This is a genomic window from Micromonospora sp. NBC_00821, from assembly GCF_036347035.1.
GTDB lineage: Bacteria > Actinomycetota > Actinomycetes > Mycobacteriales > Micromonosporaceae > Micromonospora > Micromonospora hortensis.
Genome location: NZ_CP108880.1, coordinates 5442329 through 5464216, shown reverse-complemented (window position 1 = coordinate 5464216; position 21888 = coordinate 5442329). Strand labels below are relative to the sequence as shown.

14 protein-coding genes are annotated in these 21888 nt (G+C 73.6%); 11 read left to right on the top strand and 3 right to left on the bottom strand.

Features of this window, described 5'->3' with window-relative positions; translation table 11 throughout:
* Nucleotide 1: 1 nt before the first annotated feature.
* A complete protein-coding gene (gene trpA, locus OHB44_RS24765) occupies nt 2-805 on the top strand; it encodes a tryptophan synthase subunit alpha (protein ID WP_330438429.1) in 804 nt (267 codons plus the stop codon).
* A gap of 83 nt (nt 806-888) precedes the next feature.
* Here trpA and OHB44_RS24760 read toward each other — a convergent pair whose 3' ends face one another.
* Complete coding sequence (locus OHB44_RS24760) at nt 889-1419, bottom strand: NUDIX hydrolase (protein WP_330438428.1); 531 nt, start codon at nt 1417-1419, stop codon at nt 889-891.
* Nucleotides 1420-1521: 102 nt separating this feature from the next.
* Here OHB44_RS24760 and lgt point away from each other — a divergent pair, with 102 nt between their 5' ends.
* Together lgt and OHB44_RS24750 are read left to right on the top strand one after the other, a co-directional pair.
* Nucleotides 1522-2700 (top strand): prolipoprotein diacylglyceryl transferase, encoded by a 1179-nt coding sequence (gene lgt, locus OHB44_RS24755; protein WP_238686028.1) that lies wholly within the window; start codon nt 1522-1524, stop codon nt 2698-2700.
* 9 nt (nt 2701-2709) lie between these two features.
* Nucleotides 2710-3897, top strand: coding sequence for an FAD-dependent oxidoreductase (locus OHB44_RS24750; protein ID WP_330438427.1), 1188 nt, complete (start codon nt 2710-2712; stop codon nt 3895-3897).
* Nucleotides 3898-3933: 36 nt separating this feature from the next.
* Here OHB44_RS24750 and OHB44_RS24745 read toward each other — a convergent pair whose 3' ends face one another.
* Entirely contained in the window at nt 3934-4779 is an 846-nt protein-coding gene (locus OHB44_RS24745; protein ID WP_266304905.1) for a GNAT family N-acetyltransferase, read from the bottom strand.
* 144 nt (nt 4780-4923) lie between these two features.
* Between OHB44_RS24745 and gltB the strand changes: the two genes are divergently transcribed.
* The 4 genes from gltB to OHB44_RS24725 all read left to right on the top strand — a co-directional run bounded on the left by gltB (nt 4924) and on the right by OHB44_RS24725 (nt 13310).
* On the top strand, nt 4924-9636 hold the full coding sequence (gltB, locus tag OHB44_RS24740; protein ID WP_330438426.1) for a glutamate synthase large subunit: 4713 nt from the start codon (nt 4924-4926) through the stop codon (nt 9634-9636).
* Nucleotides 9629-11164, top strand: a complete 1536-nt coding sequence (locus OHB44_RS24735) for a glutamate synthase subunit beta (protein WP_330438425.1) — start codon at nt 9629-9631, stop codon at nt 11162-11164. The genes gltB and OHB44_RS24735 overlap by 8 nt, the downstream gene beginning before the upstream one ends.
* Before the next feature lie 174 nt (nt 11165-11338).
* Nucleotides 11339-12736: an MFS transporter gene (locus OHB44_RS24730; protein ID WP_238686033.1), complete on the top strand. Its 1398-nt coding sequence runs from the start codon at nt 11339-11341 to the stop codon at nt 12734-12736.
* Nucleotides 12737-12794: 58 nt separating this feature from the next.
* Nucleotides 12795-13310 (top strand): hypothetical protein, encoded by a 516-nt coding sequence (locus OHB44_RS24725; RefSeq protein ID WP_266304908.1) that lies wholly within the window; start codon nt 12795-12797, stop codon nt 13308-13310.
* A gap of 79 nt (nt 13311-13389) precedes the next feature.
* On the opposite strand, the gene OHB44_RS24720 is transcribed toward OHB44_RS24725, so the two are convergent.
* The gene (locus OHB44_RS24720; protein ID WP_330438424.1) at nt 13390-14922 is read right to left on the bottom strand and encodes a M1 family metallopeptidase; all 1533 of its coding nucleotides are present in this window, start codon (nt 14920-14922) and stop codon (nt 13390-13392) included.
* Between the two features lie 145 nt (nt 14923-15067).
* Here OHB44_RS24720 and OHB44_RS24715 point away from each other — a divergent pair, with 145 nt between their 5' ends.
* The 4 genes from OHB44_RS24715 to OHB44_RS24700 all read left to right on the top strand — a co-directional run bounded on the left by OHB44_RS24715 (nt 15068) and on the right by OHB44_RS24700 (nt 21816).
* Nucleotides 15068-17770 carry a hypothetical protein gene (locus OHB44_RS24715; RefSeq protein ID WP_330438422.1) on the top strand — a complete coding sequence of 901 codons (2703 nt, stop codon included), beginning with the start codon at nt 15068-15070 and terminating at the stop codon, nt 17768-17770.
* Between the two features lie 97 nt (nt 17771-17867).
* A complete protein-coding gene (locus tag OHB44_RS24710; protein ID WP_330438421.1) occupies nt 17868-20399 on the top strand; it encodes an FtsK/SpoIIIE domain-containing protein in 2532 nt (843 codons plus the stop codon).
* Nucleotides 20396-21382, top strand: a complete 987-nt coding sequence (locus OHB44_RS24705) for a hypothetical protein (protein WP_330438420.1) — start codon at nt 20396-20398, stop codon at nt 21380-21382. Before OHB44_RS24710 ends, OHB44_RS24705 begins: the two co-directional genes overlap by 4 nt.
* Complete coding sequence (locus OHB44_RS24700; protein ID WP_330438419.1) at nt 21382-21816, top strand: hypothetical protein; 435 nt, start codon at nt 21382-21384, stop codon at nt 21814-21816. Before OHB44_RS24705 ends, OHB44_RS24700 begins: the two co-directional genes overlap by 1 nt.
* The last annotated feature ends 72 nt before the right edge of the window (nt 21817-21888 follow it).

Sequence of the window (21888 nt, the reverse complement as noted above, 5' to 3'; positions counted from 1 at the left end):
GATGAGCCGGATCGGGGTGGCCTTCGACAAGGCCCGCGCCGACGGACGGGCACTGCTGGTCGGTTGCATGCCGGCCGGTTTCCCCACCGTCGAGGGCAGCATCGCCGCGATGACCGCCATGGTCGAGGCCGGCGTCGACGTGATCGAGGTGGAGATCCCCTACTCCGACCCGGTGATGGACGGGCCGGTGATCCAGCGGGCCAGTGACATCGCGCTGGCCGGGGGCGTACGCACAGCGGACACGATGCGCATCATCGAGGCGGTGGCGGCCACCGGCGCTCCGGTGGTCACCATGACCTACTGGAACCCGGTCGAGCGGTACGGCGTGGACGTCTTCGCCCGTGACCTCGCCTCGGCCGGCGGCACCGGTCTGATCACCCCGGACCTCATCCCTGACGAGGCCGACGAGTGGCTGGCCGCCTCGGACGCGCATGGGCTGGACCGCACGTTCCTGGTTTCGCCGTCGTCCACCGACGCTCGGCTGGCCATGACGGTGCAGCACTGCCGAGGCTTCGTCTACGCGACAGCCGTGATGGGGGTGACCGGCGCTCGGGCGCGTACCTCCGACGCCGCCCCGACGCTGGTCTCCCGGGCCCGCGCGGTCACCGACCTGCCGATCGGTGTCGGCCTGGGTGTGGGTACCGGCGCGCAGGCCGGCACCGTCGCCGGTTACGCCGACGGGGTGATCGTGGGCAGCGCGCTGGTCCGGTGTGTGCTCGACGCGCCCACCGAGGCCGACGGGCTGGCCGCCCTGCGCACGCTCAGCGCCGAACTCGCCGAGGGCGTCCGTAACCCCAGCCGTTGAGCCCGGCCCCGCCTGATCGGGTGTGGCCGGCAGGTGGGGCTGTCAGTGACCACGCGGCGGACCTCGGGACGGGTTGCGGCCCGTCAGGGGCGCAGGGACCGTGCCGGGCGGCCGTCCTCGGCTGGACGAGCCGCCGGTAGTGGCGCGGAGGCGACCGTGCCGGGCCCGCAGGGGACGTCGCGGAGCACACCGGAGCGGCCGGCGGTCGCGTCGGTGACGGCGACCCGCGTGAGCGGGGTGACCACCTCGGGCAGCGCGTCGGGAGAGTGCCAGGACAACCGGCAGCCCGGCGGTGGGTCGCCGGCGGGTCCGACCCCGGCCGTGCGGGCCCGGAACACGTGCACGAGGACGTCCGGCAGTGGCCCGGCGCGGCCGGCGGCGGCCTCTCCCGGGGGGACGCTCAGGTGGTAGATCCCGACCAGGTCGATCAGCTCGATGTCCCAGCCGGTCTCCGCGCGAATGTCCCGTAGCGCCGCCCGCACCGGGTCCTCGGCCGGGCGCAGCCGTCCGCCGGGCAACGCGTAGCGGCGGGTCCCCCGGCCCTGCTGGCAGAGCAGCACCCGACCGGCGTCGTCGGTGACGACAGCGGCGACCGCCCAGGTGAGCGCGCTCATGGACAAAGAGCCTACGGCGGCGCAAACCAGAAGTCACCGGGATGCGCCCTCCAGCGGCCCGGGGTGCCGCTGCGGGGGTGTGCAGCGGTAGCGTGTGCACCCGTGACCCTCGCCTCGCTCTCCCCCCAGGCGGCCCTGCCCAGCCCCAGCACCGCGGTCTGGCAGCTCGGGCCGGTGCCGATCCGGGCCTACGCGCTCTGCATCATCGCCGGCATCGTGCTGGCCTGCTGGGTGACGGAGCGCCGGCTGCGGCAGCGCGGCGTCGCGCCCGGCGCGGTGCTCGACATCGCCGTCTGGGCGGTGCCCGCCGGCATCATCGGCGCCCGGATCTACCACGTGGTCACCTCACCCGAGAAGTACTTCGGCGCTGGTGGGGACCCGATGAAGGCATTCGCCATCTGGGAGGGCGGTCTCGGCATCTGGGGCGCGGTCGCCGGTGGCGCGCTCGGTGCCTGGATCGCGGCCCGACAGCTCGGCATTCCGTTCGGCGTGGTGGCCGACGCGCTGGCCCCCGGGCTGCCGCTGGCCCAGGCCGTCGGCCGGATCGGCAACTGGTTCAACAACGAGCTCTTCGGTGGCCGGACGACACTGCCGTGGGGTCTGGAGATCCACCGGATGGACCCGGACAATCCTGGGCACGCGCTGCGCGACGACGCCGGGCAGCCGATCCTCGAGCCGGGTCTCTACCAGCCGACCTTCCTCTACGAGGCGCTGTGGAACCTGGGCGTCGTAGCTCTGGTGCTGATCCTCGATCGTCGGCTGAAGCTGGGCCGGGGCCGGGCGTTCGCGCTCTACGTGATGGGTTACACAGTCGGCCGGTTCTGGATCGAGCTGATGCGCACCGACGAGGCCAACCAGATCCTCGGCGTTCGGCTCAACGTCTGGACCGCCGCCCTGGTCTTCCTCGGCGCCCTGATCTACTTCGTACGGGTGCGCGGCCCTCGGGACTACCTGATCCCGCTCGGCCCGGCGACGACGACCCCGCCCCCCACGTCCGACCTGTCCCAGGTCGACCTCTCCGAGCGGGAGACCCCCGCGCGGGCCGCCGCGCCGGAGGGCTACCGGGTGGTGAGTGAGGAGCAGTACGCGGCCTGGCAGGACACCGGCGTCGTGCCGCCAGCGAACGACGACGACTCCCGACCGGATGATGGCCAGCCGTCCGACGACACGGCAGCCGCCGACCTCACGTCCAGCGACGACGAGCCGGTTGACGATCCGTCCGCCGCTCGCACCGACCGGGCCGACGCCACGGGCGCGCGTCCCGCCGACCGGGACAGCTGAGCGGCACCGATGCGAAGCGCGGTGGTGGTCGGCGCAGGGGTCGGTGGCCTCGCGGTGGCCGGCGCGCTGGCCCGTTCCGGCTGGCAGGTCACAGTGTTGGAACGCGCCGAACGGGTCCGCCCCGAGCCGACCGCAGTGGTGCTCTGGCCCAACGGCGTCCGCGCGCTCCAGGCCCTCGGCCTCGGCGCCGGCCTGGCCGCCATCGCCACCCCGTTGCGCGACGGCGGGGTCCGTCGTCCGGATGGGCACTGGCTCGTGCAGCCCCGGCCCATCCCGGCCGACCGGATGCCGGTGGTGGTGCACCGGGAGGATCTGCACGACGCGCTGATCGCCGGCCTCGGCGAGCGGGTCGAGTTGCGGACCGGGGTGACAGTGCGCCACGTTCGCGTCGAGCCGGGCGAGCGGCCGGGAGTCAGCGACGGGCGGCACACCATCGAGGCCGATCTGGTGGTGGCCGCCGACGGCACGGACAGCGGCATCCGCCGCCAACTCGCGCCCGAGTCCCGGGTGGTCAGCTCCGGGTGCGCCGCCTGGCGGGCCGTCATCCCCTGGTACCAGGCACCTCGACTGCCCGACGATCAGCCGCTGGCCGGTGAGATTCTCGGCGCGGGTTACCGGTTCGTGGCCGCGTCGCTGGGCGAGCGGGGCTCCTCGGGCGGGTCCAGCCGGGGCGGCATCTACTGGGTGGCCACCGCCGCCGGCGCACCCCGCCCGGAACCACCGGAGACCCAGCTCGCCCTGCTGCGCCGCTGGTACGCGGGCTGGCCCGCGCCGGTCGGCGCGCTGCTCGACGCCACCGACCCGGCCGACCTGGTCCAACAGGAGGTTCGCGAGCTGCGCCCGCTGCCCCGGGCATACGGCTTTCCGGTCGGGCCCGGTGGGGTGGTGCTGCTCGGCGACGCGGCGCACGCCATGCCGCCGCACCTCGGGCAGGGCGCCTGCCTCGCGTTCGAGGACGCCGCCACGCTCGCGTCGCTGCTGCGGGAGGCCCGGCTGCCCGACGCCGTGCAGGCGTACGACCGGGTGCGCCGCCCCCGGGCCGCGACGGTGGTCCGGCAGACCCGGCGGATGTCGGCGGTGCTTCAGACCAGGGGCCGGTTGGCGCTGCGCGCCCGGGACGCCGCACTGGGCACGATCAACTCCCGACTGCTCTCCAGCGCCGTCGCCTCCGCCGCCCAGTGGCGCCCACCGACCTGACCTCGGCCGTGCGGCAGGTCAGCGCAGCGAGCCAGGTCAGGGGATGAGGGCGGCGGGTTCGGCGATGCAGGCGGTGCCGATCCGGCGGAAGCCGACCCGCAGGTAGACCCGCGCGATCTCCTCGCTGCCCGCGGAGAGGAAGACCAGCTCGGTGCCGGCCGCCAGCAGTTCCCGGGCCAGGGTGGCGGTGAGCGCGGCGCCCAGCCCGCGTCGTCGGGCGGACGGCAGGGTGGCCACCCCGGCGATCTCCGCGACGTCGTCCACCCGCATCGCCATGCCGCTGGCCAGCGCGCCCTCGGTCGGCGTGCCGGCCAGTGCGGAGATCCGTCGGCCGTCGGCGATCCGGACGCGCTCCTCGTCGAGCGCGGCCAGTTCGAGTTCGGTGACGGCCGCGTCGCGTTCGGCCGGGCCGGCGTCACCGGGGGCGGTGCCGGCGGCGGCGAACGCGACCGCTGCCACCGCACGCCGTGCGGCGACGTCGGCGGCGAAGCCGGGGGAGTCGGCCGCCAGCACCCGCACCGCCGCGTCGGACAGCGTCGCCGGGTCGGGCAGCGCGCTCGGGTCGAGCACCATCAGCGGTGCCTCCAGCACGCTGAGCCCCGCCGAGCGGGCCACCGCCAGCAGCTCGGGGGCCGTCTCGTGCACCCATTCGAAGGCTTCTGGCAGGCCCAGCTTCCGCTGGCGCTCGCGGACCGAGGTCACGTCGGCCAGCGACGGCGGCTCGGTGGCGTCGATCCGGGGGCGGGCGTAGAACGGCCAGCCGGCGCCTTCGCGGACGAACAGCACCAGCCCGCCATGATCCTCCGCACCGGAGACGTCGCGGGGCACCGCGTCGTAGAAGCGTTCCAACCGGTCGAAGACGTTCTTGTGTCGCGGATCCACCGCGCGAGACTACACGTCCCAGCCAGTGGACGGTGTGATCAATCTCGGGTGGCCGTGCGGCCCCGGCCCTAACGTAGACTCAATAGACCCACGGGCCGACGTCGTCCCCACCATGATCCAACCTGAGTGACGACAGGAGGCCCGGTGGCTCAGCCGTACGCGGACACAGAACAGCCGCATCCGCACAGCCCGCAGGCGTCCCCGACGCCCCACCCCCGTCCGTCCGCCCAGGGCCTCTACGACCCAGCGCAGGAGCACGACGCCTGCGGCGTGGCCTTCGTGGCGGACCTGCACGGCCGGCGTTCACACTCGGTCGTCGCCAACGGGCTCGGCGCGCTCTGTCGGCTGGACCACCGGGGCGCCCGTGGCGCGGAGCCGAACACCGGCGACGGCGCCGGCATCATGATCCAGGTGCCCGACGCGTTCCTGCGCGCGGTGGCTGACGTCGCGCTTCCCCCGGCTGGCGAGTACGCCACGGGGCTGGTCTTCCTTCCCGACGACGATGCCGCCGAGGCGCGTGCCCGCCGGGTGGTGGAGAAGTACGCGGTGGTCGAGGGCGCCGACCTGCTCGGCTGGCGGGACGTGCCGATCGACCCGAGTGACCTGGGCGAGACGGCCCTGGCGGCGATGCCCCGGGTTCGGCAGCTCTTCCTGGCCGCGCACCGGCTCACCGACACGCCCGACGGGCCCGCCGGCTCCCCGCTGCGCGGCATCGAGCTGGACCGGGTGGCGTTCTGCCTGCGCAAGCAGGCCGAACGGGAGACCGCCGAGCGCGGCGTCCCGGCGTACTTCCCGTCGCTGTCCAGCCGCACCATGGTCTACAAGGGCATGCTCACGCCTGACCAGTTGCCGGCGTTCTACCCGGACCTGCGCGACGAGCGGGTGGACAGCGCGATCGCGCTGGTGCACTCCCGCTTCTCCACGAACACCTTCCCGTCCTGGCCGCTGGCGCACCCGTACCGGTTCATCGCCCACAACGGCGAGATCAACACGATCCGGGGCAACCGCAACTGGATGCAGGCCCGCGAGGCGCTCCTGCGCTCGCCGAACGTGCCGGGCAACATCCGGCGGGTCTTCCCGGTCTGCACCCCGGCCGCCTCCGACTCGGCGAACTTCGACGAGGTCCTGGAGTTGCTGCACCTGGCCGGGCGGAGCCTGCCGCACGCGGTGCTCATGATGATCCCCGAGGCCTGGGAGAACGACCCGGGGATGGACCCGGCCAAGCGCGCGTTCTACCGCTTCCACGCCAGCCTGATGGAGCCGTGGGACGGTCCGGCGTCGGTGGCCTTCACCGACGGCGAGATCGTCGGCGCGGTGCTGGACCGCAACGGGCTGCGCCCCGGGCGCTGGTGGCAGACCGACGACGGGCTCGTGGTGCTCGGCTCCGAGGCGGGCGTCCTCGACCTCGACCCGGCCCACGTGGTCGCCAAGGGGCGCCTCCAGCCAGGCCGGATGTTCCTGGTCGACACAGTGGCCGGGCGGATCGTGCACGACGAGGAGATCAAGTCCGAGTTGGCCGCCGCCCAGCCGTACGGCGAGTGGCTGCACGCCGGGCTGATCGAGCTGGACGACCTGCCGGCCCGCGAGCACACCGTCTATACCCACGACTCGGTACGCCGCCGGCAGCAGACCTTCGGCTACACGGTGGAAGAGCTGAAGATCCTGCTCGGGCCGATGGCCCGCACCGGCGCCGAACCGCTCGGTTCGATGGGTACGGACACCCCGATCGCGCCGCTGTCCACCCGGCCGCGGCTGCTCTACGACTACTTTCACCAGCTCTTCGCCCAGGTCACGAACCCGCCGCTGGACGCCATCCGCGAGGAGTTGGTGACCAGCCTGGCGTCGACGATCGGGCCGGAGGGCAACCTGCTCGACCCGGGCGCCGCGAGCTGCCGGCAGATCGTGCTCCCGCACCCGATCATCGACAACGACGAGCTGGCGAAGATCCTCTCCATCGACGAGGACGGCGACCTGCCCGGCTTCAAGGCGGTCCGGGTCTCCGGGCTGTACCGGATCCGGGAGGGCGCCGCCGGGATCAAGGCGCGGCTGACCGAGATCTGCCGGCACGTCTCCGAGGCGATCGAGGACGGCGTGCGCATCCTGGTGCTCTCCGACCGGGACTCCAACGCCGACCTGGCGCCGATCCCGTCGCTGCTGCTCACCGCCGCCGTGCACCAGCACCTGGTCCGCGAGCAGACCCGTACGCGGGCGGCGCTGATCGTCGAGTCCGGGGACTGCCGGGAGGTGCACCACGCGGCGGTGCTGATCGGCTACGGCGCTGCGGCGGTCAACCCGTACCTGGCGTTCGAGTCGGTCGAGGACATGATCGCCACCGGCACACTGGCCGGGGTGGAGCCCGCCGCCGCGGTGCGCAACTACGCGAAGGCGCTCGGCAAGGGCGTCCTGAAGATCATGTCCAAGATGGGCATCTCGACGGTCTCCTCGTACTGCGGTGCGCAGGTCTTCGAGGCGGTCGGCCTGGACAGCCGGCTGGTCGAGCGCTACTTCCGGGGCACCCCCAGCCGCATCGGCGGGGTGGGTCTCGCGGGCGTGCACACCGAGGTGGCCGCGCGGCACGCGTTGGCCTGGCCGCCGGCCGGCACCGCCACCTCCGACCGGTTGGAGGTCGGTGGCGAGTACCAGTGGCGCCGCGAGGGTGAGCTGCACCTGTTCAACCCGGAGACGGTCTTCCTGCTGCAGCACGCCACTCGCAGCCGGCAGTACGACGTCTTCCGGCAGTACACCGCGAAGGTCGACGCGCTCGCCGCGCAGGCCGGCTCGCTGCGCGGGTTGTTCACACTGCGCACCGGGGTCCGTCCGGCGGTGCCGATCGAGGAGGTCGAGCCGGCCACCGAGATCGTCAAGCGGTTCGCCACCGGCGCCATGTCGTACGGGTCGATCTCGGCGGAGGCGCACGAGACGCTCGCCATCGCCATGAACCGGCTCGGCGGCAAGTCCAACACCGGCGAGGGCGGGGAGGACGTCGAGCGGCTGCACGACCCGGCCCGGCGTTCGGCGGTCAAGCAGATCGCCAGCGGCCGCTTCGGTGTGACTAGCGAATACCTGGTCAACGCCGACGACCTCCAGATCAAGATGGCCCAGGGCGCCAAGCCGGGCGAGGGCGGTCAGCTGCCCGGCAACAAGGTGTGGCCGTGGATCGCCAGGACCCGGCACGCCACCCCCGGCGTGGGTCTGATCTCGCCGCCGCCGCACCACGACATCTACTCCATCGAGGACCTCGCCCAGCTCGTGCACGACCTGAAGTGCGTCAACCCGGCGGCCCGGGTGCACGTCAAGCTGGTCAGTGAGGTCGGCGTCGGCACCGTCGCCGCCGGGGTGGCGAAGCTCAAGGCGGACGTCATCCTGATCTCCGGGCACGACGGCGGCACGGGCGCCTCTCCGATGAACTCGCTCAAGCACGCCGGCACCCCGTGGGAGCTGGGGTTGGCCGAGGCGCAGCAGACGCTGTTGCTCAACAAGCTGCGCGACCGGGTCACCGTGCAGGTCGACGGCCAGCTCAAGACCGGCCGGGACGTGCTGATCGCGGCGCTGCTCGGCGCGGAGGAGTTCGGCTTCGCGACCGCGCCGCTGATCGTCGAGGGCTGCGTGATGATGCGGGTCTGCCACCTGGATACCTGCCCGGTCGGCATCGCCACGCAGAATCCGGTGCTGCGGGAGCGCTTCACCGGCAAGCCGGAGTTCGTGGAGAACTTCTTCCTCTTCCTCGCCGAGGAGGTCCGGGGGTACCTGGCCGAGCTGGGTTTCCGGTCGATCGAGGAGGCGATCGGGCAGTCCGAGGTGCTCGACGTGGCCCCGGCGCTGACGCACTGGAAGGCGCACGGTTTGGACCTGGCGCCCGTCCTGCACCTGCCGGAGCTGCCGGCCGGCGCGGCCCGACGCGGGGTCCGCGCGCAGGATCACGGCCTGGATCAGGCGCTCGACAACGAGCTGATCGCGCTGGCCCGTCCGGCTCTGACGGACGGGGCGCCGGTGCGCGTCGAGGTGGCGGTGCGCAACGAGCACCGCAGCGTCGGCGCGATGCTCGGCGGTGAGGTGACCCGTCGCTTCGGCGGTGCCGGCCTGCCCGAGGACACCATCGAGTTCGTGCTGCACGGCACGGCTGGGCAGTCCTTCGGCGCGTTCCTGCCGCGCGGGGTGACCCTGCGCCTGCACGGCGACGCCAACGACTACGTGGGCAAGGGCCTCTCCGGGGGTCGGCTCGTCGTCCGTCCGGACGCCGCCGCGCCGTTCCTCGACCCGGACGCCGCGCCGGGGCAGCGGGCCGAGGATCAGATCATCGCCGGCAACACCATCCTGTACGGGGCCACGGCGGGCGAGGTCTTCCTGCGCGGCCGGGTGGGGGAGCGGTTCGCGGTGCGCAACTCCGGCGCTATCGCGGTGGTCGAGGGCGTCGGAGACCACGGCTGCGAGTACATGACCGGCGGCACCGTGGTGGTGCTGGGCGCGACCGGCCGGAACTTCGCGGCGGGCATGTCCGGCGGCACGGCGTTCGTGCACCACCTGGATCGGGCCCGGGTCAACGCGGAGCTGGTCGACCTGTTGCCGCTCGGCGAGCAGGAGCAGTCGCTGCTGCACGAGCTGATCCAACGGCACGTGGCCGAGACCGGGTCGGCGGTCGCCGAGGAGCTGCTCAAGCGGTGGCCGGAGGCGGTGGCCGAGTTCACCGCTGTGGTGCCCCGCGACTATCGCCGGGTGCTGGAGATCATGCGGGCCGCCGAAGCAGCCGGCCGCGACGTCGACGACGCGGTCATGACAGAACTGACCGCGCCCGCTGTGCCGGCGATGCCGGTGCCGCCCGCCCCGCGGGTGGCTGCCCAGGAGGTGGCACGTGCCTGACCCGAACGGTTTCCTGCGCTACGACCGGCGGCTGCCGGCCCGCCGCCCGGTGCCGGTGCGGATCAGCGACTGGCGGGAGGTGTACCCGCCGGCCGGCGAGGAGTTGGTCCGTGAGCAGGCCACCCGATGCATGGACTGCGGCATCCCGTTCTGCCACGACGGCTGCCCGCTGGGCAACCGCATCCCGGACTGGAACGACCTGGTGCGTACCGGCAACTGGGACGCCGCCGTGGAGTCGCTGCACGCCACGAACAACTTCCCGGAGTTCACCGGCCGGCTCTGCCCGGCGCCCTGCGAGGCGGCCTGCGTGCTCGGCATCTCCGGCGGTCAACCGGTGACCATCAAGCAGGTCGAGGTGGAGATCGCCGACGCCGCCGCGGCGCGCGGGTTCACCCCCCGTCCGGTGCCGGCGCCGTCGGGCCGGTCGGTCGCCGTCGTCGGCTCCGGGCCCGCCGGCCTCGCCGCCGCCCAGCAGTTGGCCCGCGCCGGTCACGCGGTGACGGTGTACGAACGCGACGACGCGATCGGTGGCCTGCTCCGGTACGGCATTCCCGACTTCAAGTTGGAGAAGCGGCACATCGATGCGCGGCTGGCCCAGCTCACCGCCGAGGGGGTGCGCTTCCGCACCGGCGTGAACGTCGGGGTGGACGTGACCGCCGAGCAGTTGCGCGCCGAGCACGACGCGGTGCTGCTGGCCTGTGGGGCGTTGCAGGGCCGGGACACGCCGGAGACCCCGGGGCGGGCGCTTCGGGGCGTACACCAGGCGATGGCGCACCTGGTCGCGGCGAATCACGCGGTCGCCACGGCGGCCACCGACCAGGCCGGCGTGGTGGCCACCGCCGAGCGTCGGCTGGCGCGGGCGGTGCTGCCGGACGGCACCCCGATCGACGCGGCCGGCAAGCACGTGGTGATCATCGGTGGCGGTGACACGGCGGCCGACTGTCTCGGCGTCGCGCACCGCCAGGGTGCCGCGGGCGTGCACCAGCTCGACCTGTACCCGCAGCCGCCGCAGGAGCGTGACGAGGCACGGGATCCGTGGCCGACCTGGCCGTGGGTGCTGCGCAGCTACCCGGCGCACGAGGAGGGTGGCGAGCGGGTCTTCGCCGTGGCGGTGCAGGAGTTCGTGGACGACGGCACCGGCCAGGTGCGGGCGGTGCGGATCGCCGAGGTGACGGTGGAGAAGCGCGACGGCCGGCGGGTCGTCACAGTGGTGCCGGGGTCGGAGCGGGAGTTGCCTGCCGATCTGGTGTTGCTGGCGATCGGTTTCGAGGGCACGGAGCCGCAGCCGTTGCTGGCCCAGTTCGGCGTGGAGCGCAACCCTCGGGGCGCCATCGATGCCCGCGACGACTGGCAGACCGACGCCGACGGGGTGTTCGTGGCCGGTGACATGCACCGGGGCGCCTCGTTGATCGTCTGGGCGATCGCCGAGGGACGGGCGGTCGCCGCCGCCATCCACGGCTATCTGGGCGGTGTTGGTGCGTTGCCAGCCCCGGTGGGCCCGGCAACGCAGGCTCTCGCCGCTCGCTGAGGTGCGGGCGTCCGGTCGGTGCGGTAGGTCCGCCGCCGCACCGGCCGGACATTCCCGGTGGTGAAGCCGCTCACAAATGTGGGCAAAAAGGTTTAAGCCGGCAAGACTTGCCGGCTGCCGAACCGCGCCGCGATCGGTGTGAATGATCATGCTGCCGATCGCTGGAGGTTCGTCGTGGCCAGAGGTGCCACCTTCGCCGCGTTGCGCCACCGCAACTACCGGATCTGGGCGCTCGCCGGCTTCGTCTCCGTCATCGGCACCTGGATGCAGGTCCTCGGGGTCAACTGGTACGTCCTGAAGGAAACCGGCTCGGCGACGTCCATGGGCTTCGCCGTGCTGCTCCAGGCGGCGCCCACGCTGCTGCTCAGCGTCTGGGGTGGCGTGCTGGCCGACCGGCTGCCCGCCCGCCCTTTGCTGATCGCCGCGCAGGGCGCCCACGCGGTGCTCGCCGCCGGACTGGCGGCGGTCGCCCTGACCGGGGTCGGCGGCCTGCCGCTGATCTTCGCGATCTCGCTGGCCACCGGTGCCGTCTCGGCCATCGAAGGGCCGGTGATGGGGCGCTGGGCCGCCAGCCTCGTCGACCGGGAGACGCTGGGCAACGCGCTGGCGCTCGGCTCGCTCACCAACTCCGCCGGCCGCATCCTCGGCATGAGCCTCGGCGCCGTGGTGGTGGCCGCCATCGGACCCGCCCTGCTGTTCGGCATCAACGCGGCCAGCTTCGCCGCCGTGGTGGTGGCGCTGTTCGCCGTACGCCCGGGAGCCGTGCCCGGCCTTCCGGTCCCGGACGCCGGCCGGGCCCGGGGCGGTGTCCGGGCCGGGTTCGCCTACCTGCGTGGGCAGCCGGTGCTGCTCCTCGCGCTCGCCCTGTCGTTCGTGCTCGGCAGCCTGGGCCGCAACTACCAGGTGACGATGGCCGCGATGAGCGACGGGCCGCTGAACGCCGGCGCCTCCGGGTACGGCCTGCTGTCGACGGTGTTCGCGGTCGGCACTGTGGTGGGCGCGCTCGTCGCGGCCCGGCGACGTTCCCTGGGCTACCGGACGCTCGTCGTCGCGGGCCTGTTCGCCAGCGGGTTGCAGATCGTCGCCGGCCTCGCACCGGGCACCTGGAGCTTCGCCGCGGTGATCCTGCCGATCGCCGCCGCCGCGGTGGTCATCGACACCACCGTCGGCACCCGCGCCCAGCTCGACACCGACGGCGCGATGCGGGGCCGGGTGCTCGCCGCCCTGGCGGTCACCGGCTCGGTCTCCGCCGCGGTCGGCGCCCCGCTACTCGGCTGGCTCGCCGAACACGCCGGGCCTCGGCAGACGCTCGTCCTCGCCGGAGCTGCGGCGGCGATCGCCACGACGGCGGCGGGCGTCGCCCTGGACCGGCAGCGCGGCCGCACGGCGACCCTCGCGCTTGTCGTCCCGCGACCCCGCCACCCGGTACGACGAGCGGCGTTCCGGGCCGCCCGAATCGTCCGACCCGCCGGTGCGGTCTGCGTCATCGGGCCCGCCGAAGCCGCGGCGGTGCGGTCGGGCGGGGTCCGGCTCCGGGAGTTGGTCACCGCCGGGCCGGTGGCGAACCGCTGAGACGGCGGTCACCCCCCGGCGGCCAGGGCGACCTGAAGATCATCGTTACGCTGCGATCATGGACATTGAGGAGCGGCTACGGCGAACCCGCCGATGGCTGTGGATCGTGCTGATCGGGCTCTTCCTGAGTGGTGTCACCGCGTTTCCGCTGGAGATCGAGGTGCGCTGGCTGCTGCGCGTACTGGATCCGCTCGCCGGCCAACTGCCCGCGCTGGTCGCCTGGATCGAGCGGGTGCACACCGGGCTCGTGACGGCCGGCGAGGACTACCCGTTCCTGCTCTACGGCACCGACTGGTTGGCCTTCGCCCACCTGGTGTTGGCGGTGGCCTTCTGGGGGCCGCTGCGCGACCCGGTGCGCAACGTCTGGGTGGTGCAGGTCGGCATGATCGCCTGCGCGGGCATCATCCCGCTGGCGCTGATCTGCGGCCCGATCCGGGACATCCCCTGGTTCTGGACGCTCATCGACCTGTCCTTCGCGGTCGGGGCGTTCCCGCCGCTCTGGTTCGCGTACCGGCACATCCGCGCCATCGAGGCGAGCACGGCGGCGGCGACAGGCGCCCCAGCGGTGCAGTGAGCGCGTCCCGGTAGGCGGCTGCACCTCGCGGCCGGAGACCCCCGCCTGCAGGGCGGGCGCCTCCGGCCGGCGTGGGATACTAGTGCGACATCAGGTGGTGCGACTCGCGGATCTTGGCCCAGGACTTGGGCTCCGCCGGCGGGGCGGCCTTACGGGCGGCGCTGGCCACATCGGGTCGGCCGGCGGTGAACAGCCAGGTGGTGAACAGGTCGTCCAGGTCCAGCCCGGAGATCCGCTCGGCCAGGGCCTGGAACTGCTCGATGGTGCCGTTGCCGTAGCGGCGCTCGGCGGTCCAGGTCGGCAGGATCTCGAAGAACGCGTCGTCGCCGACGGCCAGCCGCAGCTGGTGCAGGGTCATCGCGCCCCGGTCGTAGACGGCGTTGTCGAAGACCCGGGCGGCGCCCGGGTCGCCGGGCAGCACCTGCCAGAACCCGTCGTCGGCCGGGTAGCTGGCGTAGGTGAAGTCGAAGACCTCCTGCGCGGTGCCCTCGCCCTGCTCCTCCGACCAGAGCCACTCGGCGTACGAGGCGAAGCCCTCGTTGAGCCAGATGTTGCGCCAGTCGGCCACCGAGACCGAGTCGCCGAACCACTGGTGGGCCAGCTCGTGCGTCACCACGTAGGTGTTGGCGCCGCGTCGCCAGAAGCCCGGCCCGTACACCGGGCGGGTCTGCGTCTCCAGGGCGAAGCTGATGCCGTCGACCGGCCCGGCCACGCCGCCCTGCGCCTCGAACGGGTACGGGCCGAAGATCCCGCTCTCCCAGTCGACGATCTCGGCGGTCCGCTCGATGCTGGCCCGCGCGGCCGGCCCGAGGGCGCCCAGCGAGGTGCTGTACGCGTTGATCACCGGCTGGCCGCTCGGGGCGGTGTCGGTGACGATGTCGTACTGCCCGATGGCCATGAACGCCAGGTAGGTGGCGGTGGGGGAGGTGGTCCGCCAGATCCACCGGGTGCGGTTGCCGGCCTCGGCCAGCGGCGGCCTCGGCTGCACGCCGTTGCTGATCACCTCGACGCCGGTGGGCACCGACACCGAGATGTCGTAGGTGGCCTTGTCCAGCGGGTGGTCGTTGCTCGGGAACCACCACCATGCCGACTCGGGCTCGTTGACGGCGAGGGCGCCGTCGTCGGTGCGCGTCCAGCCGGTGTAGCCGTTGACCAGGGCCTCCGACGGGATACCGGAGTAGCGCACGACGATGGTGAGCTGCTGGCCCCGGGTAACGGTGCGGGCCGGGGTGACCACCAACTCGTGCGCACCAGCGGTGCTGGTGCTCGCCGCCCAACCGTTGACCCGGACCGACTCGACGTCGAGCAGGAAGTCCAGGTTGAACGTCGACAGGTCCGCAGTGGCGGTGGCGAGGATGGTGGTGGTGCCGGTGAGCAGGTCGGTGGCCGGTTCGTAGCGCAGCCGGACGTCGTAGTGCTCGACGTCGTAGCCGCCGTTGCCGTAGTCGGGGAAGTAACTGTCGCCCAGTCCGGGCGCGCCGGGTTGCGGCGCTGCCGAGACGACGGGACGGCCCCAGCCCGTCGGGGCGGCCTGGCCGGGGGTGCCGGCGAGCATGGTGCCGGCGGTGGTGAGGGTCAGGGCGGTGGTGGCCGCCGTGAGGACTCGTCGCACGGGGTGGACTCCCTCCATCGGGTGTTCGCCAGGTCAACCTAATCGACAACTGTGAACGTCGCCGGCCCGCCACACCCATCGGCGATCGTCGCGCTCTGGCGTGCCTTGCACCGCAAGGTCACACTGTGTTGATCGGAGGTGACACGTGCGGCGCTCGGAGTTGCCCAAGCGAGAGTTGATCGGCCAACGGCAGTCCACGGCGGGCCGGGAACGGCTGCCGGCCGGCGGCTTGGAGTTGTTCGCGCTGCTCGCCCGGCTGCTGCGGCGACCCCGTCGCGGTGACCGTCGGCTGCCGCTGCTGTGGCTGGTCCGCTCCGACACAGCGGATCTGATGGTGCCGCTGCGCCGGTTCCTCGGCCAGGGCCCCCGGCGGCGGGTTCCGCATGCCGTGCTGGACGCCGACGCGCCACCCGGCGCCGGGGACGTGCCGGCGCTGCTGCGCGAGCTGCACCGGCAGCTCTCCCTGGAGGCCTTCGGCGCCGCCCGGCTGCGCTTCCGGCACTATCCGCTCGCCGAATGGCTGATGCAGCAGAGCCTCAGCCTGGGCATCGACGCCGACGACAGCCGCGCCGCCCTGGTCCGCCGCCTGCGCGACCGCAGGGGCCCGCGCACGCCGGAGGCGTTGCCCTCCGGCGGCGACGCGGTCAGCATCGTCTCCCAGGTGCTGCTCTGGCTGGTCCGTCGGGCCGTGCCGGGGGTGGTCTTCCGGGCTGCCGTCTCCGGTCGGGTGCCGGTGCTCGGGCGGCACTACAACTGGTTCATGCGCCAGCAGTACCTGGCGCCCCGGCAGTCGGTCACCTTCCTCGGCTTCGCCGAGCGCCTCACCGCGGGCTGGCGCGACGGGGAGCAACCCGACCAGGTCAACAAACTGCTGCTGCACGCGTTCCTGGAGGACCTGCGGCAGGCGTACCGGCGTCGGCCGTGGCGCCCGTCGGACTGGCGGCGCACCGCGTACCCGGCTCTGCTGATCGACAACGTCGCCCCCGGCAACGTCGGCGGGGAGCTGGTCCGCCTGATCGGCGACGTCCGTACCGAGACCGGCCGCAACGACCCACTGCTCGTCATCGCGTCCGGCGGGCAGCCCCCACCGGAACTGCCCGAGCCGCACCCGTTGACCGAGGCCGACGAGGCGTTCGACGAGTGGGTCGACGCGCTGCCGGAGATGCGCCGCCTGCGCCGCCCGGCCGCCTGGCTCGTGGCGCTGCGCCCCGACGACACCGACAGCGGCCCACCCTCCCGCGCCGGAGTGCGGCCCTTCTCCGCGCCCGACCCGCCCTGGTGGTCACGGCGCTTCCTGCCGGCGGCTCTCTGCCTGCTGTTGGTGGCGGCGCTGGGCGTGTGGGTGGGCAGCCGGTGGGGGCCGGGCTGCCACCCGTCGCTCACCGGCGGCCGGATCTCGGTCGAGGTGGTCGGCAAGGGCGAGTGTGTCGGCTACAGCGACAGCGCCGCGCAGGTGTTCAACAACGACCCCGGCCAGGAGGGGCTGCGGACCGTCCAGCGGCGCATCTTCGCGCAGAACCGCGCCGCCGAGGAGGTCTGGCAGCGCAGCGACCAGCGCCGTCCCTTCCTCACCCTGGTCTACCTGGGCACCCTGACCGGCAATCTGACCCGCGCGGACGAGGAGTCGTACGTCTCCGAGCGGGAGGAGCTGGAAGGGATGGCCACCGCCCAGTACGCGTTGCTGAAGGAGTCGGCCGGCGCCGACGGCGCCGCGCTGCTGCGGATCGTGGTGGCCAACGGTGGCCGCCAGATGATCTACGCCGACCGGGCGGTGGCGATGCTGGCCGAGCTGGCCCGGGACGACCCCACGCTGCTCGGGGTGGTCGGGCTGGTGGAGAGCCGCACCAGCACCGCCCGCGCGCTGCGTGAACTGAACCAGGTCGGGTTGCCGGTGCTGGCGCCCACCCTCTCCGCCGACAAGATGGACGCCAACTCGCGCCTCTACCTCCAGATCTCCGCACCGAACAAGGACCAGGTGAAGCTTGTCGACGCGTACGCCAAGCAGGTGCTGAAGGTCAACGAGGCGCACGTCTTCTACACCACACTGGAGGGCAGCACACTCACCGAGGACCTCTACGTGGGCACCCTCGTCGACGGGCTCCGACAACAGTTCGGCCCCCGGATCACCCGCCTCGACGAGTGGCGCACCGGGCAGCGGCTGACCGACGAGTGCGGCTATGCCGGGATGCTCTTCTACGCGGGCCGATGGTCGGAGTTCGACGGTTTCCTACGGGCGCTGCGCGAGTGCGGCGGCAACCCGCCCCGACACCTCGTCGCCGACGACTCGGCCAACCGGTACATGGCCAACCCGGGGCTACGCGCCGCCGCGCCCGGCAACCTGCCCGTCACGTACGTCTCCAAGGCGTCCCTGGCCACCTGCGCGGCGCTGCGGGCCGCCCAGGACCGGCGCGACGACGACGCGCGGGCCAGTTTCCTGGCCTGGATCCAGGCCGACGACCTGCTCGACCCGCCACGCTGCCGGCCGGGTGCCGAGGAGGAGCAGGTCGGCGAGCGGGTCAGCCTCGCCTACGACGCGTCGATGATGCTGGTCCGGGCGGTGGAGAGTCTCGCCGCCCGGCTGCACCACGCCGACCCCCGGCAACGGTGGGAACCGGATTCGGTCAACCCGGTGGGCGTGCACGCGGAGGTGCTCCGGCAGAACGCCGGGCAGGGCTACCCGGGGGTGGCCGGGCTGATCCGGTTCACGCCCGACTCGGGGGAGCCGGTCGACAAGCGGCTGGCCCTGATGCGGGTGGAGCAGGTGCCCGACGTGGCGAGGGCGCCGGTGGAGGTGTTCCGCTGCGGGGCGGCCGACGCGTCCGGCCCGGCGGCGTGCGGCCCCGCCTGACCGGTCCGGCGTGACACGTCCTCGCAGGACTGTCCGGGTGCCGCCGGTGTCCGTTAGGGTTCCTGGGACCAGGCGGCCGTGGCGTTGGGGGCAGAGGGTGGGCAGGCTCGCGTCGGCGTACGGGCAGGCGGTCAACTCCCACCGGGCGGCTCGCGCGCATCTGGACACCGCCCGCAGCGCCCTGGGGGCGGCACCGACCACCGTCACCCCGGTCGGCGGGGACGACCTGGTCGCCCGCCTCGCCCGCCTCGGTGCTGCCCTGGCCACCCCCGCCCCGGGCGTCACGCCGCTGACCGACGAGCCGGCAGCGGTGCGGATCGGTGAGGCGACCACAGCGGACGGCTCCTTTCCGGTGCTGGTCCCGCTCGGCGGCGGCCACCACCTCGCAGTGGACACCGACGCCCGGGACCCGCAGGTCGCCGGGCTGCTGCGGGCGTTGGTGCTGCGGCTGGTCGCCACCGCGCCGCCCGGTCAGGTCCGCGTCGCCGGCATCGACACCGCCGCGCTCGGGGCCACCTTCGGCCCGCTGCGACCATTGCTCGACGCCGGGGTGCTCGACCCGCCGGCCACCAGCGAGGCCGAGGTGGCCGCGTTGGTGGACGCCGCCGAGCAGCACGCCCGCGCCGCGCAGCACGACCAGCCCACCGGCCGTCGCCTGTTGGTGGTGGTCGCCACCGCCGCGCCGCCGCCGCGCGAGCTGGCCCGCCTCGCCGCGCTCACTCACGCCGGCCCGGCCGCCGCCGTGTGTGTGCTGCTCGCCGGCCACCCGTCCCGGCTGCCCGGCGAGACCGCGCCGCCGCTGGGCGGCACCACAGCGGTGCGGCTCAACCAGGGGTACGCGCACGTCGGCGACCCGCCCGGCACGCCGTTCAGCGCCGACGGCAGCGGGCTCGCCGCACCCGTCCTGCTCGACGGCGACCCGCCGCCGGCCTCGGTACGCGCCCTCGCCGAGCACCTCGGCACCGCCACCCGGCGCGCCGACGCGTTGCCCTTCACCGACCTGCTGCCCGAGCAGCGCTGGGCTGAGTCCGCCGGCAACGGCCTGCGGACGGTGATCGGCCGGGCCGGCGGCACCGCGCTGACGCTCGCCTTCGACGACGCCACCCCGCACTGGCTGGTGGGCGGGCGCACCGGCGCCGGCAAGACGGTCTTCCTGCTCGACGTTCTCTACGGGTTGGCCGCCCGCTACTCGCCGGCCGAGTTGCAGCTCTACCTGCTCGACTTCAAGGAGGGCGTCAGCTTCACCGAGTTCGTGCCCACCGGCCGGGATCCGTCCTGGCTGCCGCACGCCCGCGCCGTCGGCATCGAGTCCGACCGAGAGTACGGTCTCGCCGTGCTGCGCGAGCTGCGCCGGGAGGCGCAGCGCCGGGCCACCGCACTCAAACGGCACGGTGTCACCAAGCTCGCCGACCTGCCCCCTGACAATCCGCTGCCGCGCATCGTGACTGTCATCGACGAGTTCCACGTGCTGCTCGCCGGCAACGACGCGCTGGCCCGCGAGTCGGTCGACCTGCTGGAGGAGTTGGCCCGTAAGGGCCGCTCGTACGGCATCCACCTGGTGCTCGCCAGTCAGAGCATGACCGGCATCGAAGCCCTCTACGGGCGGGCCGAGGCGATCTTCGGGCAGTTCGCGTTGCGGGTGGCGCTGCCCGGCGGCGGCGGGGTGCTCGACCAGCTCAACGACGCCGCCGCGGCCCTGCCGATCGGCTCCGCCGTCGTCAACACCGCTGCCGGCGCGGTCGGCGCCGACACCGTGCTGCGCTTCCCCGACGCGCACGCCGCCACTGCGGACCTCGCCGCCCTGCGCCACGACCTGTGGCAGGCCCGCCCGCCAGGCTCGCGGGCCCCAGCGGTCTTCAAGGGGTACGAAGCCGCGCGGATCGAGGACGACAGCACCTACGCCGGGTTGCGCCCCGGTGGTCGACGCCCGATGGCCCTGGTCGGCCGAACCGTCGACGTGCACGGCACCACAGCACTGTTCCTGATGGACACCACACCCGGCCGGCACCTCGCCGTGGTGGGCACCGCACCGACCGGCGCGGATGTGCTGCGCGCCGCGACGCTCAGCCTGGCCCGCCAGCACATCCCCGGCGACGCCCGCTTCCACCTGGCCTGCCTGGTCACCGCCGCCGACCCGGTCGCGGACGACACCGAGACGCTGCTGCGGGCCGCCGGTCACCCGGTGCAACGCCTCGACGCGGCCGGGCTACGCGACCGGATCGCCGCGCTCGCCGCCGAACCCACCGGCCGCGAATACCTTGTGGTGTTCGGCATGGACGCCGCCGCGCCCGTCCTCGCTGCCACCGACCCCGGCACGTTCCGCTCCGGCCTCGACGACCTGCGTACCGTCCTGCGCCAGGGCCCCGCGCACGGGGTGCACCTGCTCGGCTGGTGGCGGGGGCTGCGCCGACTCGCCGACGACCTCGGCGGCACCCATAACCGCGACGACGTCGCCTGCCTGGTCGCGCTCAACGTGCCCGGCGCCGAACTGGCCCTACACCTCGGAGCGCACGACCTGACCTACACGCCCCGCCCCGACCGGGCGCTGCTGATCGACCGGCACGACCAGCGCACCCGGCTGATCGTCCCGTTCGTCGGCGACGGGCACGACCCCGACGGGGAGCGGTGACAGTGTCCTTCGAGGAGTACGCGGCGCTGGCCCGGCAACTTTCCGCCCAGCACCGCGCCGGGGAACAGCACGCCGCCGCCGAGTCCGCGCGCCGCCGCGACCTGCACGCCGCCGTCGACTACCTCCAGCAGCGGCTGACCGCCCAGGGGCAGCGCCTCGACCAGCTCGGCCGAGCCATCGGAATCGACCAACCATCCCCTGCCCCCAGTGCGGGCCCCAGTGCGGGCCCAGGCCCAGGCCCGGGACAGGGAACGGGGACGCCAGGCGAGACCGCCGCCTGGCCCGGCCCGCCGTCCGGCGCCGGATCGTCCTCGGCTCCCAGCTCCGGTCCGTCTCCCGCTGCCGGCTTCGGCCCGCCCTCCGCTTCCAGCTCCGGCCCGCCCTTCGCTGCCGGCGCTCCCACAGTGCCCGGAACCGGGGACGGGGAACCCGCCGGCGCAGCCGGCGCGCCGGGGCGGGCGGGGGTCGGGGCGTACCCCCAGCTGCCGGCGGGGGAGGCGCGGCTGGCGCTGCCGACGGCGGTCAGCCCGGCGGGCGGCGGGGTGCCCGCGCAGCGCGCGGCGGCGGCCGACCCGGCGGTGGAGTTGGAACTGGCCCGGCGGATGGCCGACGAGGCCGACCGGCACGGGCAGCAGGCGGAGTTGCTGGCCCAGCGGCCGGCGCTGCTGCCGACGTGGTCGCCACTGGCGCGGGCGGTCGCCGTCTACGCCGGGTGCGGCGCGGCGGCCGGGGTGCTCGTGCTGATGCTGGTGCTCGCCTCCGGGGTCGGTCTGGTGGACGGGTTCACCCTCGGCGCGTGGATCTGCGCGGGGTTGCCGGCGGTGGCGTTCTTCGCCGGGTACCTGGTGCTGGGCCGCTGGGGGCGGCCGGCGATGGTCGCCGGCACCCCGCCGCGGTACCTGCCGCTCGGGTTCCTGATCTGTTTCCTGGTGGTGCCGATGGCCTACTGCGCGTACCTGCTGATGGTCCGCGGCCTGCGCTGATGACCGATCTGGCATCCGGTCTGCGCTTCGCCGCGCAGCCGGTGGTCAGCGTATTCGTGCCGGGCGTCCCAGCCGGGGTGCCGGAGTTCGCCGATGGTGGCACCGTGCCGCTCGACGTGCGCACGTATCCCCTTGAGCGGGACGATCCGTATGCCCGCGTCACCGAGTACGACCTGGTCTTCGACGAGCTGCCACCGCTCCTGCACCGCTATCTGGCCCACTGCCTGCGGGTCGCCTGCGCCGCCGGTGACACAGTGGTCTGGCTCGGCTTCGAAGGCTCGTTCCACTTCGAGCACCTCCTCACCGAGGCAGTCGCGCCGCAGGTGTACGGGGTCTGCGCGCCCGGCGCCGAACCTGTCGTAACCCCGGATCTGCGAACCCTCGGAACACCGGAGTGGCGACTGATCGTGACCGCCCACGGGAGCCTGCTGTAGGGCGAGAACTCTGCCGCGCCTACGCGTCGACCCCGGCTCGGCTGGTCCCGGGCATGATCCACTCGGCTTTCC

Coding starts and splice junctions, on each gene's coding strand:
- trpA (WP_330438429.1), top strand. CDS start 2: ATGAGCCGGATCGGGGTGGCCTTCGACAAGGCCCGCGCCGACGGACGG.
- OHB44_RS24760 (WP_330438428.1), bottom strand. CDS start 1,419: ATGAGCGCGCTCACCTGGGCGGTCGCCGCTGTCGTCACCGACGACGCC.
- OHB44_RS24750 (WP_330438427.1), top strand. CDS start 2,710: ATGCGAAGCGCGGTGGTGGTCGGCGCAGGGGTCGGTGGCCTCGCGGTG.
- OHB44_RS24725 (WP_266304908.1), top strand. CDS start 12,795: ATGGACATTGAGGAGCGGCTACGGCGAACCCGCCGATGGCTGTGGATC.
- OHB44_RS24700 (WP_330438419.1), top strand. CDS start 21,382: ATGACCGATCTGGCATCCGGTCTGCGCTTCGCCGCGCAGCCGGTGGTC.